Source organism: Allohahella sp. A8, assembly GCF_047946665.1.
Taxonomy (GTDB): domain Bacteria; phylum Pseudomonadota; class Gammaproteobacteria; order Pseudomonadales; family Oleiphilaceae; genus Allohahella.
This window is the reverse complement of record NZ_CP172312.1, coordinates 3,816,123-3,832,444: the sequence shown is the minus strand read 5'-3', so window position 1 is coordinate 3,832,444 and position 16,322 is coordinate 3,816,123. Positions and strand designations below refer to the sequence as shown.

The window sequence follows — 16,322 nt, the reverse complement described above, 5'->3', positions numbered from 1 at the left end:
GCGCCTGGGCCTGCTTTGCGGGTCTGTGTTGCAGCGGATAGTACGAGCTGTGTGGGTTTGTGGTCGCTCTCTGGGCGAAAATTACGATATCAGCATAAAAGCTGTCGATTCACGAGTTATGGTAAGCAATGCTGATCTCCCTACGACTTCCTTCATTGACCTGATCGTCAGTAAGGGTTGTTGGCAGGGACGACGTTCATCTTGCTATCAGTATGTATCGACTGGCCGCTCAGCAAGCTAAATTGCCGCCGACTGAGCAAATTCAGCAAATCGTACTCGTTTCTGCCGATACCGATCTAGCCCCTGCCCTGCAGGCACTGCGTGAAGATATCGAGACGTTAGGAGCGTGTGACTTTCCCGGAACTCGAACAGAGAGCGGTATCGAGATGTGTTCAAGCGCATCGAATTGCAGCGCAGTGTCCTGATTTACGTTCGAGGCTCTGGCGTAGCCAAATGTCATAAAGAAAACGCGCCTTTTATTTACGTAGATAACTTTACGGGTTTATTTACTCTGATTCAGTCATTTAGCAACTGAAATCGATCGCGCCAGTTAGCGTAAAGAAAACGGTGGTTTTATTTCCTTATGAAACTTATTCAACATGTGGCGCCACCCCAGAGCTAACCGTCAACGAAGTTGCGATTCGGAGGTCGAATGATTGATCCTCCATTAGCACAAACACCGCACGCCTGATGGGTGAATCAGGTCTATAGCAACGATGTGATTTCTGGTGCGGTAGAACCTAGCTTATCGTGCAGATAGTTATCCGTTGACTACTTCAGCCGGCTTGCTACTGTTCGACAACGTATCCGGGGGGAGTGCTATTAGGTGGAAGCTCGCAGACGATGGAATAGAACAATATCAGCAAATCTCGCTGCACTGCCCTGGCTGATGCTGTCGACTCTTGGTATCGCGTACTTGTTGGCGATGGTCGTATATCCGTGTGTTGCCAGCGGCTTTGACTGGGTAGAGGTTCAGCATGTCTGGAGATCCTGGCAAGGCCTGAATGTCGGAGTATTAGCTTTCGCATCCAGCTTGATTGCGTTGCGGATTTCCCAGCAAAAAACCGCGGACGCGCGTGATAGAGATTTTCGTGCAGCGAAAGCGTTTCTGGTCGAGGCAGCCGATAAACTATCCGTCTATCTCGAATCGTGTGCCAGCAGACTTAGACAAGCTTGGTACCTAACCGAGCAAGGTGAAAAAGAAGAAAAATGGCATCGTCTAGGGGTGTCGTACGATCCGCCTTCTGGATATCGCGACGTCTTTGCTCGCAGTATTTCGCTGGGGGACTCCGAAACGAGCCGCTATCTGATCGACTTTATATTGCTGTTTCAACGGCTTCGAGCATCGCTTGATGGTCTCGAAGAGGACAGTACGAAAGAGTTTCTTCACAGAAGCTATTACATAAGAATTATTGAGTGCTGGATTCTCTCAGCCCAGCTCCACGTCAAAGTTGACGGAATCTTCAAACTCAGCCGCGACAGTAAAGCTCGCCTGCACCTTATGGATTGGGAAGACTTGCGAAACAGTTATAGTGTATTAAATATCCCATACGAATTACACGGTATCGAGCAGCAAACTAAGGAGTTTCTAAAGTCGTGGGACGCAAACGAAAGAGAGCTGAGCTGCTACCTGGATGAGGATGATCTGCGCATGCGCAGACACCGCAAGCCGAACCCACACCTTGCGGACATGAGTGGAGAACAAGGGGCACCATGACGGAATGACTACTTGTTATAACTGTTCACCTCCTGGGTGCGCCCAACGCAGGCTATCGACGGCGCTGTTTATAGAAACTTAAATGAGGGAATTCAAGAAAATGGGATTATTTGATCGCAAGAAAAAAACTGAAGAAGATGCCTTTGCAGCTTCACCAGTGGGCCTGGCACGAGCTGCAAAATCGTCAGGCCGAAGTATCCTTCAGATCATAGTTCCGATTAGGACTGCCGATGCCAAGCGAGGCTTAACAGGCGGCGTGTTTTTCACAGATTCCGAAGATGGTTCGCTTCTTGAGGCCATCGAGAACGAGGGATGGGCACTAGAGCATGTCAGCCACGTTTTTCAGTTGAATGGCTCTATTAAAGATACAGGGTTTAGGGAAGGATCAGAGCGATACGCCGGCGAGATCGTCGGGGTATATATTTTCCGGGCCGGAGCGCCTTCTTTGGACAAAGCTGGGGCTGGAGGCTTAAGTAAGTAGAGAGGGCCGGAAACGGCCCTTTTTCTTGTCTGGCAAAAGCTCTAACGAGCTTCAAGTGCCTTGAGCGCCGCCTCGACATCGAGCAGACCCATGCCGTGCTTGGTGACGTCGTAGCCTGCAAATGACCTATTTCCTGTATCCAGAATCACTTGTGCAGCCTGAGCTCCTGTGAGCGATGGGTCTTTTTCAAGCAGTAGCGCTATCGCAGCGCTAACTGCCGGTGCAGCCTGAGACGTACCTACAAGTCCTATGATGGCGGTATTGCTATCATGGGTTGCGCCCATTCCGAGCGTTCTAGCTGCTATCCATCTCGCCTGGAGTGCGCTATCGCTGCCTGGCGTATTGAAACGTATGCTTACGCCATCCTCCTCGATTCCGCCTACCATGACGGTATTATCGGCCAGGTCCTCGTCATATACAAAAGAGTTGTCTTGAGGCTGATACTCCAGATCCCCCGCTCCGTTGCCTGCGCTGATGACCATAACGGCGTCGCTAGCATCGATAGCAAGCAGTTTTGGCCGCGCCTGAGCGTTCGAGTACCCCTTGACGGATATGCTGAGATTGAAGATGTCTGCGCCTGCTCTGGCCGCTTCTTCTGAGCTAAAAAGGAAGGCAGAAGCGCTTATGCCATTAGGATTGCTGGTGCTCTGGATATTATATACTGCCAGTTCGGCGTCTGGAGCAAGGCCTTCGGTGGCGCCGGCGATTATGCTGCCGACGTTTGAGCCGTGGCCTGCAGAGTCGCCGTCATAATTACGATCACACGTTACCAGTGAGTAGTCGACAGCTGCGTCACCTGTAAACTCATAACACAAGCTGTAGATTTCATAGGCCCGAGACTCCGCTGCGATGCTGGTCTCCGCGAACTCTATGTGATCCGAGTTGATTCCGGTGTCATACAGAGCCACCTTCGCGCCCCTGCCAGTCAAGCCCTGGTTCCATGCATATTCAAAGTTGTGAAGAGCATAACCTTCTCGATTCATGCCCGTTGGGCCGTCATCAGGAATGCCGTCGCCCTGGGTGATCGGTGCTGGAGGCGTGGTGATTGGCGCGTCAGAAGACTTTCCATCAGATCCGCCGCCGCAGCCGGTTAGGATTATTGCGCTGAGAGCCAGGGTCAATGTTGTATAATTCATGCTCACTCCAAGTATGAGGCTATGACGACTGCGCCTTATCATGCCGGACTGAGTCAGCCCGATAGTGCCACCGAGCCTTGCAGGCTTGGCGGTGATCCTAGTCACAGGTACTGCGCAAATGAGAAAGATTACAGGCGCGTAAGGTACCACTCGCCAGCCGCCCAAAAAACAAACTGAAACGAGTTTTGACAATTTTTTGCAGTTGACGCTCAGCCTCTTTTTTTAGCCTCACTTCGTTGTCTTTACCCCGCAGTATGGCAACGGCACGTCAGCGGTGGTTTTCGCGCGGTGCCGTGCCCTGCGGCCAGATCTATCGATGCGTAGGCGGTTTACGCAGTTGCATTAGCCCTGGTGTAATGACAACTATCTGCCACAATCCCTTGGGAATAAAAATGTTCACTACGGCGGGAAATTATTTCGATAATGAATGGCTTGGGCGGAGATATTCAGCAGATTGATAGGTGGAGACGACGAGATGATCGAGAGCGAAGAGCTGGTTGAGGCCTTGTTGGCTGGTCCTGATGAGTGGACCCTGATGCTCAAGCGGCATAAGGGTCCGAAGCCGGGGTTTCATCAGCAGCACTTTCGAAGTCCAAAGTCTGACCAGACGCTGGACTTTAGAAAACACACCTTTTCGTCAGATCTGGACAGCACGCTGACCTTCACCGACTGCGAATTTTTCGATCCAGTTGATTTCAGCGGCGTTCACTTTGGCGCCGGTTCTGTCGATTTTTCACGCTCAGTATTTCATCGCGGCGTGAATTTTAAAGGCGTCCGCTTTGAAGGCGAAGTTATGTTTCGACGAGCGAAGTTCCTTGGCAATGCACACTTCCGTTCAACCCACTTTCAGGCCACGCCCAATTTCTCAGATGCGACTTTCTGTGGCGGACGTGTCGAATTTTCTGACGCCCAGTTCCGTGCCACGGCCATCTTTCAGCGTGTCAAGTTTCAGTGTGGCCTGGTGGACTTTGCGGGAGCCAAATTTGTCAACTCGGTAATGTTCGATGCTGCTCGATTCTCGCCAGTTGAGGACCACGACAACACCCAGTCAGTGGACTTTAGTAAAACTGAACTTGGCGACGGTGAGTTCAGTTTCCAGGGCGCCATGTTTAATGGTTCACGGCCAGAAGCCAGATCATCTCAAACGACGCCGACCTTGAAGGTCGATTTCAGGGGTATGGAGCTCAAGGCCTCCGCCCTCGATTTCAAAAGCGCCCAATTCAGCTGGACACGTCTTGATCTATCTAAAACAACGCTACAAGCTCGCAGCGTCAGTTTTGATGAGGTGCGTGGCGCCCATAGCGATATCGTTCTCGATGGAGCCACGATCGCTGGTGCCTTGATGTTCACGCCAGAGCATTGGGCCCACGGTAGTATCTTCTCGCTGCGCGATGTGGTGATTGAAGGCCAGCTGACGATCAGCAAATTGTCGGGCCAGCTCGTGCCAGACTTGCGCGGAACACGCCTCTCCCATCCGTTAGATATTCACCTTGATTGTTACTCGAGACGAGAGTTCGTCACAACAGCAGATAGCGTCCCGCCTGATTCAGAAAGAGTCACCCCAGAGCCTAGATCCCGCATTCGGCCGCCATTTCGGCTGCAGAAATGGGCGGCGCCGTACCGTGTTTGCGACGCTAACGACGCTGCACGTTTTCGGCGCCTGAAGATTCTTGCCACCGAAGCTGGCGACCACCGCCAGGCGCTCGATTTCAATGCCAAGGAGCAGCGTGCTGGCTACTGGCACTCCACGAAAGGCTGGCGCTTAGTGCTGCACGGCCTGTACGACGGTGTCAGCGGCTATGGGCAGTATGTAAGACAACCGCTGGTCGCCTTGCTCAAATGTACCTTCCTGTTCTTCCTACTGTACCTCTTGATCGGGGTGCTCATAGATGTACCCATTCCGAAAGATTTCGACGTCTTTGATAAATTGGCGGGAGCTTTGGACTTCGCGATCGCGCAGGTGGTGCCATTTCACGGCGCCAACACGGACGCCCGGAAAACAGGCGCAGAACTGCTTTTTGGTAACGACGTGCTGATCCCCTGGTACGTGAATCTACTCGCCATCTCTCAAGCAATTATCTCGGTAATTCTGTTGTTCCTGGTGGGCCTTGGCCTGCGCAATCTGTTCCGGCTGCGATGATGTGATGCACCATCACCAAAACTCGACACAGCTGCCAGCCGCTATGCAGTCAGCCTCCAACGGAGGGGTACGAGGCGCTGAAAGCTCCGCCGAAGTTTTTGCAAACCGGGTGCAGATCAACTGGGGTCATCTCATCGAGCGCCGGCCGATCACGCTGCAGGTACAATCTGACCTGCCGCCGTACCTGTTACTGCCGGAAGTGCATCAGCTCCTCGACGTCGCACTGACGCCAAAGGATTACCTCCTCGTCAGGCTGCTGTGGCAAACAGGGGCTCGTATCTCTGAAGCGGTGGCGGTCACGGTAGGTCAGCTGACGCTCACTGATGAGTGGGGTTCCGGCGTGTTGCTCGACCGTTTGAAGTCACGCGGCCGGCCAAAGAAATTGCAGCGCGATGTGATCAGAAAGCGCTGGGTACCGATTACGGACATGACGCTGGTGCGAGAACTGCAACGGTATATCAATGGCCATGACTTGAAGCCTGGGGATCGACTGTTGCCGCACACGAGACAGTGGGGGTGCAAGCGGATCTCGCTGCTCAGTGAGAAAGCGCGACTGCCTATATCGGTCCATCCGCATACCTTGAGACATTCGTTTGCCTGTAACGCGGTACTCCACGGCGAACCACTCACGGTCATTCGGGATTGGCTAGGGCACGCCAGCCTGGAACAGACTGAGATTTATACAAGAGTGCTGGCCACTGAAACCAATCATCTTATGCGCTACATGTCGTTTTGAAAGTGATCGGCGGGAGGGTTTAGAAAAGGCTTGATAGTTAAAGACTATTAATGATGCGGAAAACGCCTAAAATCGCTTTTCATCACACTTTATAATGTTAACATAAAGTTGATTGGCCTGTACAAGGGCCAATCAACTCAGCGTGCTGCGTCAACGATAGGAATGGGGGTTTCTATCGGAAGTTGATCGAGGCACGATTCACCAACTTTAATTGGAAATTAAGATGACATCTCCACTGTATAAGGACCGACGACCAAAAACAAGGGTCCTTGGTGCACTTGTAATGGTATTTGGTGTACTAATGCTGGCAACCGTTGCCAGTATTCGGTACGACTTTCTAGATGTGCAGTTTACGGGCTATGGCATCTATATCAGCGTGAATGCTGTGGCCAGCGTACCCTAACGTTTTCAGGGGCAGCATGCTGCCCCTTTTTATTGCTGCGCTTGAGTCGCCTGTCGCCAGGCAAAAGCGAGCTTCAGCTAGCACGCCTCCCGGTCAGTGATCTTGGCTGTGCCTTTTCACGCCTGCCACAACCGCTGAAACGCCTAATATGCTATGCATGTCCCGCTGACCATGGGCATTACTATTCGAGAGTTCACCTGTCACTTCGCCGCTCCGGCGGTTCACAACAAACTGGGCGTTTTTCGATTGCTCTGCCACTTAGAAGGGGTAAGGGCACCATCACTTTGCAGTGAAGTGGTGTGCTGTATCGTGCATTCCAGGTCCAATTGGCCCCACGAGTAATTGGATATCGAGGCGAGAAACAGAAGTAAGACAGTAGGGAGGAGCTATAGTCAAATCTGGTGTACAGGAGTTCAAGCGGCTTCCTGTTCCTGACCCTGCTGTTCGGTCTCTTTGAGACCATCCTTGAAGCTGACACCTGTGATGACGGCAGCCAGTAATTCGTAACCTCGTAATCTTCTTCAGCGACTCTGCGCCGACTCCATCAGCTTGAAGGCCATTGTCAGCGTCGTTAGACGGCTGCCGCAGTTCTTGGACCTTGTCGTTCGTAGCCTGACAGTAGCGAAGGCAGACTCGATAGGATTTGTCGTCCTGATATGCGGCCAGTGCTGAGCTGGATAATCGTAAAAGGACAGCATCTCTGCCTTGTCCTTTTGCAGACAGCTCATGGCCTTCGGGTACTTCACCTCGAAGCGTGCGATGCAGTTGTCGAAAGCTTTGTAGGCCTTCTCGCGAGTCTCTGCCTGCCAGACATCATGGATCGCCTCCTTCACCTTTGGTTGCATCGACTTCGGTAGCTTCTCGAGCACGTTCACGGTCTTGTGCACCCAGCAGCGCTGCCGATCTGTCTGCGGCCAGTGCTTGTGGACAGCGGCCCAGAAGCCCATGGCCCCGTCGCCTACAGCCAGCTTGGGCTGCTGTTTCAGGCCTCGCTGTTGAAGGTCGACCAGGACCTCTTCCCAGCTCTGGGTCGACTCGCGATGCCCGTCATGCAGCGCCAGTAGCTCCTTGCGGCCGGTCTCGTCAGAGCCAATGACCACGAGCAAGCACAGCTTGTCGTCCATACGAACGTTGGTGTGTATGCCGTCGGCCCAGATGTAGACATATCGCTCCTTGCTCAGATCTCGCTGTCGCCAGACCTTCAGGTCATCCTCCCAACTCGCCTTCAGACGACTGATGGTACCTGCCGAGAGTCCAGGTGCATCCTTACCCAATAGGTGCTTGAGCGACTCCGAGAAGTCACCAGTCGAGATGCCCCGCAGATATAACCAGGGCAGTAGCTCTTCAATATTCTTCGTGCGCTTCAGATACGGCGGTATCAACTTGCTGTTGAATCTGATGCCTGAGCCGCTGCGGTCTCGGACCTTCGGCACCTTGACTGGCACATCACCGAGACCGGTCTGAATCGTACGCTCTGGCAGATAACCATTGCGCACGATGGCTTGCCTGTTGTCCTCAGTTTTTAAAGAGCGGTGCTGCTCGAGCAGCTCTGCTAGCTCTGCTAGCTCTGCTGAAACAGCTTGCTCGAGCAGCTTCCTCGCGCCTTCCTTCAGGATCGCCTGAAGTGCGTCAGTTGGCTCTGGTTCCGTGAGTTGAACAACGGTATTCTTCATAAAGCGGTGTGTCCTCTGTCGATTGTGATCCGCCAAGATCAATCAACAAGATACACCGCTCTCCCTCCTGCTCATACACCAGAAACCACCATACCTCGGGAACCGCGCTGGCCGTACTCTGTCTGGTTAATGACACAACTGCTTTTTACAATGGGTTAAAATTTGTTATGGTTGATTGACAAATACCGTTTACCCGGAATTTGTAGCGCGTGGTTGATGTAATTGAGTAGACCTGAAGTCGCGCATGAGGTCTAGGCACATGCTTCATCGGTCCCTATCCATGATTTACGAGGCAACTCAATTATGAAAGTTAAACTACTCGTCTCAACGCTGTTACTTATAACGCTCAATGGCTGCAGTGCCTATGGCACATGGTTTGGTGAAACCAAACCGATGATGACATTTGCTGGCTTCTATGAAAAAGACACAGGAAATCAAACGTCAAAAATCTTTATCTGGAGCCCGAAGAATACCGCAGCAATTCTTGATAAAAATGGTTATGGATGTGTTCAGGGCGCTGAAGTCTTTCACAATCAAGGTGGCGAGCTGAATGCCAGTGAGGCTTTAGTGGGCCTTTTAAAGGGCGTGGATCTTTCTCCAAATAGCACCAGTGATGAAAAAGCCTTGGCGATCAAACTGGCAAATGACATCGTGGCCTTACGGACAAATTCTGAACGCGCCACTTATCTCAGTATTGGTCTGTTTGGTTTGTGCCAGCTGCATGTCAACAGAGCGATTTCGACTAACCAGATGCTTGATCTCCTGAACAAGCTTTTCGACTCGTCAATTGAGGTAAAGTCGATTTCGACTACTGGTGTTGCCGTTCCGTTAGCTGTGCCTTCTCAAGCAACCCCAGCACCGGCAGACAGCTGAATCCGACAGCTGTGTTACTGGTACGATTTTTCAGTGACTCGTTTCAGGGCACACTGCAGAGCCCTCTGATCTGCTTGGTAGTGCAGCCCACTATCGGCAAGCGCCGAGAGAGAGCTCGTTCCTTTGGCAGCCCCACTTCAATGGAAAACGGTGCCGTCGCGGTCCTGACAGTTTCGGTGTAGCTGGCTATATAGTTTCAGCATAAGAAAATAACGAGAGAAAGTTATGAGTAATCAAGAGGCTGAGCTTAGAAAAGAACAACAAGGTATAGGACCAGGAGCTCACGCAACTGTCCACGAAAAGGGGTTCACGAAAATTTATGAGCCTATTGGAGGCTTACTTGCTGATTGGATGAGTATGGTAGCCGCTGCGACGGTTCTATTCGCTCTTATCCTTTCTATGGCCATTCTGACTGGAAATTATTTTTCGGAAAATGGGTTAGAAGACGGTCTACTTTTCATTTTCGCAAAGGTCGGAGTCTATGCCTGCTCGGTGGTTATGATTATCATTTATGCAGCTATTAGTATCTCGTATAGGTACCGGATCAGTCGTATCTTGCCATCAAACTGGAATAGCCAAGGCTGGATTGCATGGCTACTACTCGTTGTCATCTTCACCTTTCTTATCGTTGTCTCGCTTTCCGTGGGTTATTACAGCGCTATCAATCTGCTGAGCTAAAGTTTCAAGTGGGGCTGTACCGGTATCGGCACTGAGAGCATGAGCGACCGGTGTGTGAGCATGAAAGGCGTTTCCAACAGTATTGGAATACGAGGAGAACTGCCTCCAGAAATGAGTTATGAGCAAGTCCATAACTTCGGGGGTTACTGGTTTCTTCGCGTCTCTTGAAGATCACCGACGTCAAACTGACAACACGCGCCCAGCCTGTCTTGCTCCAACCCATCACTCAAGCGTTTCCCCCAGACGTAGTCCTTGAGTAGAATGCACGAGCCGCAGGAATGCAGCCTGCATTGGGGTCAGCGCTTAGCTGGCATGAGGAGCTACGTATGGAACATGACAGAATCTACTTCCCGGGCAATCCTTGGCCAGAAGGCCATCCTGTGGAAAGGTTCAGATGGTCTGCGGTAGAGACTGACGGGGATGTCTGGTTTGGTATTCATCTCAAATCCGCGAGATACTACTCAGAACGCCGTGTTCACGAGGATGAGGATGATTTATCTGCCTGGGCTTCGCCAACGCTCTGGAATAACTATCATTCTTGTACGATATCTACGAGCGAGTGGCACGGTGGCGGATTCAGAGTGTGCGAAGCGGCAGAATTCAGCCCGGAGTTTTTAGATGGTCTAGAGCTGTTGGTGGACCCGAACCCTGAAACTGTTGAAGACTGGGAAGACCTTGCTTTTCAATCATACGTGCTCGGTCATGACAATGTCGCAAAGCACAAAATACGTTTCGAACGGATTGGTGACTCTAAGCGATTCAAAATCATATGGGTCGGTGCGCACGCGCAGTCCTATTTTGGAGATGATGAATTCACGCAAGAGTTCTCTGTTTCGATGTCGTCACTTGAGTTTCCAGAGCTAAACTGCAGCAGCAGTTACAGATCTTCAAATCTAGAAAACGCTTCAGGTATGGTCTGTAGCCACGTACTCGATGAGCAAGCGCCAATCTTGTATGTTTCGCGTGATAAAAATGAAGGAATGTGGCGCTTCCTTTGTGGGCCAGAAGATCACAAAGCTGAACAATCTAGAGAAATTACGCTAGGCGAGGCTGCCAGAATTGATGCCAGTTTGAACGCATTGGACGAAATGTCGCCAGGTATTGGTGCAGCAAGAGAGTCGGCGACAGACGAGTGGACCCCCTTCATTCTCTAAACATATAGGTGGCTAGCTTGAAGCTAGCCTTGTTTACCAGCGCCGCAAATTTTTTTTCACGTTTCCCAACATGTCGACCGTCTTCATCGGACTGGCTGTTTACTCATTGCTTGAGTATCGCGCCGCCGAAAATACGCCATCGATCGCACTGCTGATGGCAGGCATCTTTGTAGCCTGTGCTATAGCGAGCGGCCTGGCCCGATTTTTCTTGAAACGCCGGCTCAACAGCCTCTAGTTTTCGCGTCTAATCCGAGCGCAATCAACAATGGAAGGGGCCACTATGGAAACCGAAGCAGTTTTTAACGCTGTAGGCTCTACAGAGATACGGAGCAGTTGTTTTCTCTCGGCTGGGCAGTGGACTAGTCCCTCAGGTCAAGAATTAAGAGTTGTCATGAGCCGAGCTAATTGGTCTGGTGAAGAGTTCGGGAGACGTATCAATACGTCTGGACGAAATGTGAGGCGCTGGATGAATGACGAGCGACCAATTCCCTATGCGGCGTGGTGCATCGTTTGTATCGAAGCTGGGTATGGAAAGTTGTGGCAGTAACGTCCGAGAATGTACGCTCGCGATTCAACTGCTCACATCCTGCGAACACTTGCCGATCCTTAAGCCAGTTGGTGGTAGTCCATGTCTCCAGTTTACTGGTCGCTGAGGGTTGATTTTGCGGACTTGACATGCGCGTGCAAGGTCGGAAGATCGCGCTGGATGGTTCTCCAGACTATTCCCAAGTCCACCTTGAAATAGCCGTGAGATAGGGCGTTACGCATTTGATAGGCGAATGACAGCGGCAGTTCTGGATGAGAAGCGGCAAAGTCTGGGTAGTGCTTGTTGATGTTGTTGCTGGCTTCGCCGATGATCTCGAAATTTCGGATTACTGCATCCTGTACGAGCAGGTTGTTGAGAAATGCGATTTCTTCCATGTCTGCGGTGTAGCGGTCGATGCGATCAATGGCCTCGATTATATGAGCGAGGTAGTCGTCAAGGCGTTGTTGGTCACGGGTCATATTGGTTGCGCTTCTGCGAGCACTGTAGCTCGAAAGTTGTCAGGCAATGCGTTGGGCGTTAGTACGTCCACGGGTACGCCGAGGAGCTTGCCGAGTTCGTGACGAATCGCACCAATGTCGAACAGTGTGGTGTCCGGGGTTGGGTCGATAAGGATGTCTAGATCGCTGCTGTCAGTGTCTTGCCCGCGTAGAACAGAACCAAACACCCGAGCGTTGCAGGCGCGGTGAGCGTTGACCACCTGCCGAATTGCAGCACGGTTTGATGACAGGGCTTCTGAGGGTTTCATGGTTTCTTCTCCTGTAACCGAATGCTGATTCATGATAGGTGGACGTTTGATGGAAAGAAACAATAAACGCGTTTGTGTCTGGCTTACCAAGCTCGGGTCAGTGCTGGAGGGATGCAGCCTGTGCTCACTAGCGCAGGCTGCAATGACTCAAGGCGCGAGTGCCTTGAGTGCCGATTCCAGATCCAGATAGCCCTGGCCGTGAACGGCCGCGCTGTAGCCTGGAAAGGCACGGTCGGCTGTGTCGAGCAGTGCCTGCGCTGCATCCGGCGCGCTTGACGTTCGCTTGGAATGTCCAGTTGCCTTCTCCGTACTGAAGCGCTTCGCTGAAGTCAACTGGCCCGTTGTCAGCGGCTAGTACAAGGAGGACCGGCATTGATCACGGTCAGCATTTCCGCCGTATTTGTTTGCGTTTTTCTGATGGTGTTGCAAGCTCGTTGACTGAGTAATGCGCGTGGGAAGTAGACGGGAGACTAAGACAGAGACTGAGACAAAGGGTTCAATGAGAAGTTTCGAGCCTTCAGATCTGGCTACTGCTGGCCAAGCGCTCTACGATAATCGCTGGCAAATTGATGTCGCACAAGCGCTGGCTGTTGATGCTCGACGGGCGTCAGTGGATGACTGGGCGACCGTCACACTTCGCCCTGCATATGGAATGACCTAAGAAATCTGCGAGGTCAACGCGGCGAAGTTGCGCTCGCTCTGGCAGGCAATTTAACAGGACATGGGCATGAGTAAAAAATCCCTTCTAACGAAGATGAGTGTTCACCTGATGGTATTGGCGACCCTCTTCATTGCATTGGCTGTTTATGCATTGTTCGAGTATCGCGCGGCCGGAAATACGCCATCGATCGCACTGATCATGGCAGGCATCTTTCTAACTTGTGCTATTGCGAGCGGCCTGGCACGACTGTTATTGAAACGCCGGCTAAACAGCCTCTAGTTTTTCGCGTCTAATCCGAGCGCAGTCAGCAGTGGAAGAGGCCACTATGGAAACCAAAGCAGATTTTATCGGGGGCCGACCTATGCCAGAGGGGCTACGGTGCTATCAGCCCGACCTGAAGTATCTCCTGATTGACGAAAACAGGTATACTCATCAGGAACTCGAGCGCCTGGACAACCTGACCGCAATTCAGGATCTAACGGAGATGCATACCATGCTAAGCGAACGAGTGAAGGAGTGGAGCCACCTGCATCGGCAAGCTGGTTTGAAGGAAGGACTGGAACAAGGGCTGGAGCGCGGCATCGAACTTGGCGAGGCACGAACGCTAAAGCGCCTGCTTACCAAGCGCTTCGGCGAACTGCCGGCCGATGTGCTACAGCAGATAGATTCAGCGACCTTGGTCCAGCTGGAAGTTTGGCTTGATCGTGTACTGGATGCAGATTCTCTTGCCGCAGTGTTGGATTGAGGCAAGTGGCAGTGCTGGCTAAACGTCTTGAGTTTCCCGGACATTCGCTGAGATAGGTCATTTAATGCAGTATTCCGGATCTTCAGAGCCGCTCGCACTGGCGACTCTCGAGGCTATCATTGCCAGCATACACGACACAGCCGACCCGGTCTTTGAAGCTGCGCTCCAGCGCAAGCTCGACCATCTCACGAAGCCAATCGGCGCGCTCGGGCGGCTTGAAGCCCTGGCTTTGCAGCTTGGTCTGATTCAGAAGACGCTGTCGCCGTATCTGCTCAAGCCTGCCATGCTACTGTTTGCTGCTGATCATGGCATCACCGCCGCTGGCGTCAGCGCCTACCCCAAGGACGTGACCTGGCAGATGGTTGAGAATATCTGCAGTGGCGGTGCGGCAATTTCAGTCTTCTGCGCTCAGCACGATCTTGACCTCACAGTGGTCGATGCCGGCGTCGACCACGAGTTCGATGCTAAGCAACGACGAAGCTTACCCTTGCTGGATCGCAAGATCGGTCCCGGCACGGCTGATTTCTCAAAGCAGCCAGCCATGACAACGGAACAGTGCCTTGCCGCAATCGGGCTTGGCATAGCAGAGAGTCAGGTGCACCTTCAGGCCGGCGCCAATGTGCTTGGCTTCGGCGAGATGGGCATCGGTAATACCTCGTCGGCAAGTATGCTGAGTCACCTGTTCACCGGCATTGACCTCGAGCGTTGCACCGGCCGTGGCACCGGGTTGAGTGATATCATGATGGCGCACAAGCACTCGGTGCTGAAGGCCTGCCTCGAGCACCACCTTGGCTGCCGTCCGCTGACCGATGACAGCGACCCCGAAGCGGCCCTGCGCTTGTTACAGTATTTCGGCGGCTTCGAGATCGCCGCGATGGTGGGTGCCATGCTCACGACAGCCCGTCATGGTGCCGTTATCCTCGTCGATGGTTTCATTGCGACTGCCGCATTTCTCGTTGCACAGCGCCTGGCGCCCGCCCTTCGCGGCTATGCAGTCTTCTGTCACAGTTCCAACGAGCAGGGGCATCAGCCCGTTCTGGACTGGCTGAAGGCTAGGCCACTCCTGAGCCTTGATCTTCGTCTGGGCGAAGGCACAGGCTGTGCACTGGCCATTCCCCTGCTGCAGAGCGCCTGCGCCATCATGAGCCAGATGGCCAGTTTCGATACCGCCAGCGTCTCCGGGCCAGCGTGAGGCCAGAGGGGCCAACGTCGCGCCAGGGGCTGCAGTACGAACTCCACCTCTGTGCGATGGCATTCCAGTTCTACTCGCGCCTGCCAGTCCGGCTCCCCCTGGCTTTCAGAGAGTCAGACCTCAGTGCCTGCACACGCTACTTTCCAGCAGTCGGCCTTGTAGTGGGGCTGCTCAGCGGCCTGGCGTTTTTGGCTATGATCGCGATACTCGGGCCTCAGCAGGCCTTCGCTGCAGCGGTGGTCGCTGCCACTTGTTCGGCACTGCTGACCGGCGCTTTCCATGAGGATGGACTGGCCGACATGGTGGACGGTCTAGGCGGCGGCCAGACCGTGAGTCAGCGCCTGGACATTATGAAAGACAGTCGCATCGGCACCTATGGGGCGTTGGCGCTGATACTGGCGATACTGTTGAAGGTGAGCCTGCTGAGTGCACTGGCAGCGCTGTCGGCTGGTGAGGTGCTGACGATCTTCATCGCTGCAGCCGTGGTCAGCCGCTGCAATGCCGCGCTGCTCATCGGCATCCTGCCCTATGCACGTGAAGATGCCAGCTCGAAAGTGCGTCCGGTCGCCCACAAGCTGAGCCTGTTGAACAGGAATAGCCTGCTCGTCACCGGCCTTGTCTGCCTCGCGCTATCAGCAGTGATCATCGAGTCGTTCGGCACGGCACTGGTCGCGATCGTTGCGCTTGCCGCGCTGCTGTTCTTTTTCCAGCAGGCGCTACAGAACCGCCTGGGTGGTTATACCGGTGATTGTCTCGGTGGCTTGCAGCAGCTTTCCGAGCTGACGATTCTGCTTATTTTCATGAGCCAACTGTGATCGTCCTCGTTCGTCACACCCGCGTGGCGGTACCGCCAGGTACGATATACGGCCACAGTGATGTTCAGCTTGCAGCGAGCTTTGTAGAAGAGGCTGAAGCCGTGGTTGAAGGTCTCAAAAGGCTACTGAACGAGCACGGCAAAGGCGTCGATGGTGCCCATTATCCCGTGAATATTCACAGCAGCCCATTATCCAGATGCAGCAGACTTGCCAGTCACATTCGTCAGCGACTCGGCTCAAGTAGCGAGCTTGCCTTGGCAATCCAGGGGCCCATCAGCTTTGACGATCGGCTCAGGGAAATGAACTTTGGGGATTGGGAAAATCAGACCTGGCTTGGCATCCGCGACGCAGGTGGAGAAACATGGGGAGACAACTGGGAAACTCAGGCTACACCGAATGGTGAAAGTTTTCCGCAGCTCTTCGAGAGGACCTGCGCCTTTCTGGATGCGCTGATCGCGGTAACTGAGGCCAGGACGGGCGATTCAGTCGAAGTCGTTGTCACACACAGTGGGGTAATCCGCTGCCTGCATGCGCACGTCAACGGTCTTGCAAGGCGGGAGGCCTTCAGCCTGAGCCCGGAGTTTGGTTCCGTGCACCTGCTAAAGCCTCCGCATCGAGCGAACTGA

The 16,322-nt window shown here is 53.1% G+C and carries 16 protein-coding genes and 1 pseudogene; 12 read left to right on the top strand and 5 right to left on the bottom strand.

The features are described from left to right. Window positions 1–826: 826 nt before the first annotated feature. Both ACH3PB_RS17160 and ACH3PB_RS17155 read left to right on the top strand, forming a co-directional pair. Entirely contained in the window at window positions 827–1,717 is an 891-nt protein-coding gene (locus ACH3PB_RS17160) for a hypothetical protein (RefSeq protein ID WP_416396663.1), read from the top strand. Window positions 1,718–1,799: 82 nt separating this feature from the next. Next, on the top strand, window positions 1,800–2,198 hold the full coding sequence (locus tag ACH3PB_RS17155) for a hypothetical protein (RefSeq protein WP_416396662.1): 399 nt from the start codon (window positions 1,800–1,802) through the stop codon (window positions 2,196–2,198). Between the two features lie 41 nt (window positions 2,199–2,239). Here the strand turns inward: ACH3PB_RS17155 and ACH3PB_RS17150 are convergent, their stop codons facing one another. Next, a complete protein-coding gene (locus ACH3PB_RS17150; protein WP_416396661.1) occupies window positions 2,240–3,334 on the bottom strand; it encodes a S8 family serine peptidase in 1,095 nt (364 codons plus the stop codon). Between the two features lie 508 nt (window positions 3,335–3,842). Here ACH3PB_RS17150 and ACH3PB_RS17145 point away from each other — a divergent pair. Then, complete coding sequence (locus ACH3PB_RS17145; RefSeq protein WP_416396660.1) at window positions 3,843–5,474, top strand: pentapeptide repeat-containing protein; 1,632 nt, start codon at window positions 3,843–3,845, stop codon at window positions 5,472–5,474. 43 nt (window positions 5,475–5,517) lie between these two features. Continuing rightward, entirely contained in the window at window positions 5,518–6,210 is a 693-nt protein-coding gene (locus ACH3PB_RS17140; protein WP_416396659.1) for a tyrosine-type recombinase/integrase, read from the top strand. 816 nt (window positions 6,211–7,026) lie between these two features. On the opposite strand, the pseudogene ACH3PB_RS17135 reads toward ACH3PB_RS17140, so the two are convergent. Beyond that, a pseudogene (locus ACH3PB_RS17135) lies at window positions 7,027–8,286 on the bottom strand (IS256 family transposase). Between the two features lie 303 nt (window positions 8,287–8,589). On the opposite strand from ACH3PB_RS17135, the gene ACH3PB_RS17130 reads away from it, so the two are divergent. The 3 genes from ACH3PB_RS17130 to ACH3PB_RS17120 all read left to right on the top strand — a co-directional run bounded on the left by ACH3PB_RS17130 (window position 8,590) and on the right by ACH3PB_RS17120 (window position 10,991). Next, window positions 8,590–9,159: a hypothetical protein gene (locus ACH3PB_RS17130; protein WP_416396658.1), complete on the top strand. Its 570-nt coding sequence runs from the start codon at window positions 8,590–8,592 to the stop codon at window positions 9,157–9,159. Between the two features lie 225 nt (window positions 9,160–9,384). Beyond that, a complete protein-coding gene (locus ACH3PB_RS17125; RefSeq protein WP_416396657.1) occupies window positions 9,385–9,837 on the top strand; it encodes a hypothetical protein in 453 nt (150 codons plus the stop codon). A 326-nt stretch (window positions 9,838–10,163) separates the two neighbouring features. Then, window positions 10,164–10,991, top strand: coding sequence for a hypothetical protein (locus tag ACH3PB_RS17120; RefSeq protein ID WP_416396656.1), 828 nt, complete (start codon window positions 10,164–10,166; stop codon window positions 10,989–10,991). Between the two features lie 639 nt (window positions 10,992–11,630). Here the strand turns inward: ACH3PB_RS17120 and ACH3PB_RS17115 are convergent. The 3 genes from ACH3PB_RS17115 to ACH3PB_RS17105 form a co-directional block, all read right to left on the bottom strand. Further along, window positions 11,631–11,996, bottom strand: a complete 366-nt coding sequence (locus tag ACH3PB_RS17115) for a DUF86 domain-containing protein (RefSeq protein WP_416396655.1) — start codon at window positions 11,994–11,996, stop codon at window positions 11,631–11,633. Beyond that, entirely contained in the window at window positions 11,993–12,283 is a 291-nt protein-coding gene (locus ACH3PB_RS17110; RefSeq protein WP_416396654.1) for a nucleotidyltransferase family protein, read from the bottom strand. Before ACH3PB_RS17110 ends, ACH3PB_RS17115 begins: the two co-directional genes overlap by 4 nt. A 147-nt stretch (window positions 12,284–12,430) precedes the next feature. Beyond that, window positions 12,431–12,616: a hypothetical protein gene (locus ACH3PB_RS17105; protein WP_416396653.1), complete on the bottom strand. Its 186-nt coding sequence runs from the start codon at window positions 12,614–12,616 to the stop codon at window positions 12,431–12,433. 394 nt (window positions 12,617–13,010) lie between these two features. On the opposite strand from ACH3PB_RS17105, the gene ACH3PB_RS17100 reads away from it, so the two are divergent. The 5 genes from ACH3PB_RS17100 to cobC all read left to right on the top strand — a co-directional run bounded on the left by ACH3PB_RS17100 (window position 13,011) and on the right by cobC (window position 16,322). Beyond that, a complete protein-coding gene (locus tag ACH3PB_RS17100) occupies window positions 13,011–13,223 on the top strand; it encodes a hypothetical protein (protein WP_416396652.1) in 213 nt (70 codons plus the stop codon). A gap of 46 nt (window positions 13,224–13,269) precedes the next feature. Beyond that, complete coding sequence (locus ACH3PB_RS17095) at window positions 13,270–13,689, top strand: DUF4351 domain-containing protein (protein WP_416396651.1); 420 nt, start codon at window positions 13,270–13,272, stop codon at window positions 13,687–13,689. 64 nt (window positions 13,690–13,753) lie between these two features. Then, window positions 13,754–14,881, top strand: a complete 1,128-nt coding sequence (cobT, locus tag ACH3PB_RS17090; protein WP_416396650.1) for a nicotinate-nucleotide--dimethylbenzimidazole phosphoribosyltransferase — start codon at window positions 13,754–13,756, stop codon at window positions 14,879–14,881. Window positions 14,882–14,937: 56 nt separating this feature from the next. After that, window positions 14,938–15,696: an adenosylcobinamide-GDP ribazoletransferase gene (locus ACH3PB_RS17085; protein ID WP_416396649.1), complete on the top strand. Its 759-nt coding sequence runs from the start codon at window positions 14,938–14,940 to the stop codon at window positions 15,694–15,696. After that, window positions 15,693–16,322, top strand: a complete 630-nt coding sequence (cobC, locus tag ACH3PB_RS17080) for an alpha-ribazole phosphatase family protein (RefSeq protein ID WP_416396648.1) — start codon at window positions 15,693–15,695, stop codon at window positions 16,320–16,322. Before ACH3PB_RS17085 ends, cobC begins: the two co-directional genes overlap by 4 nt.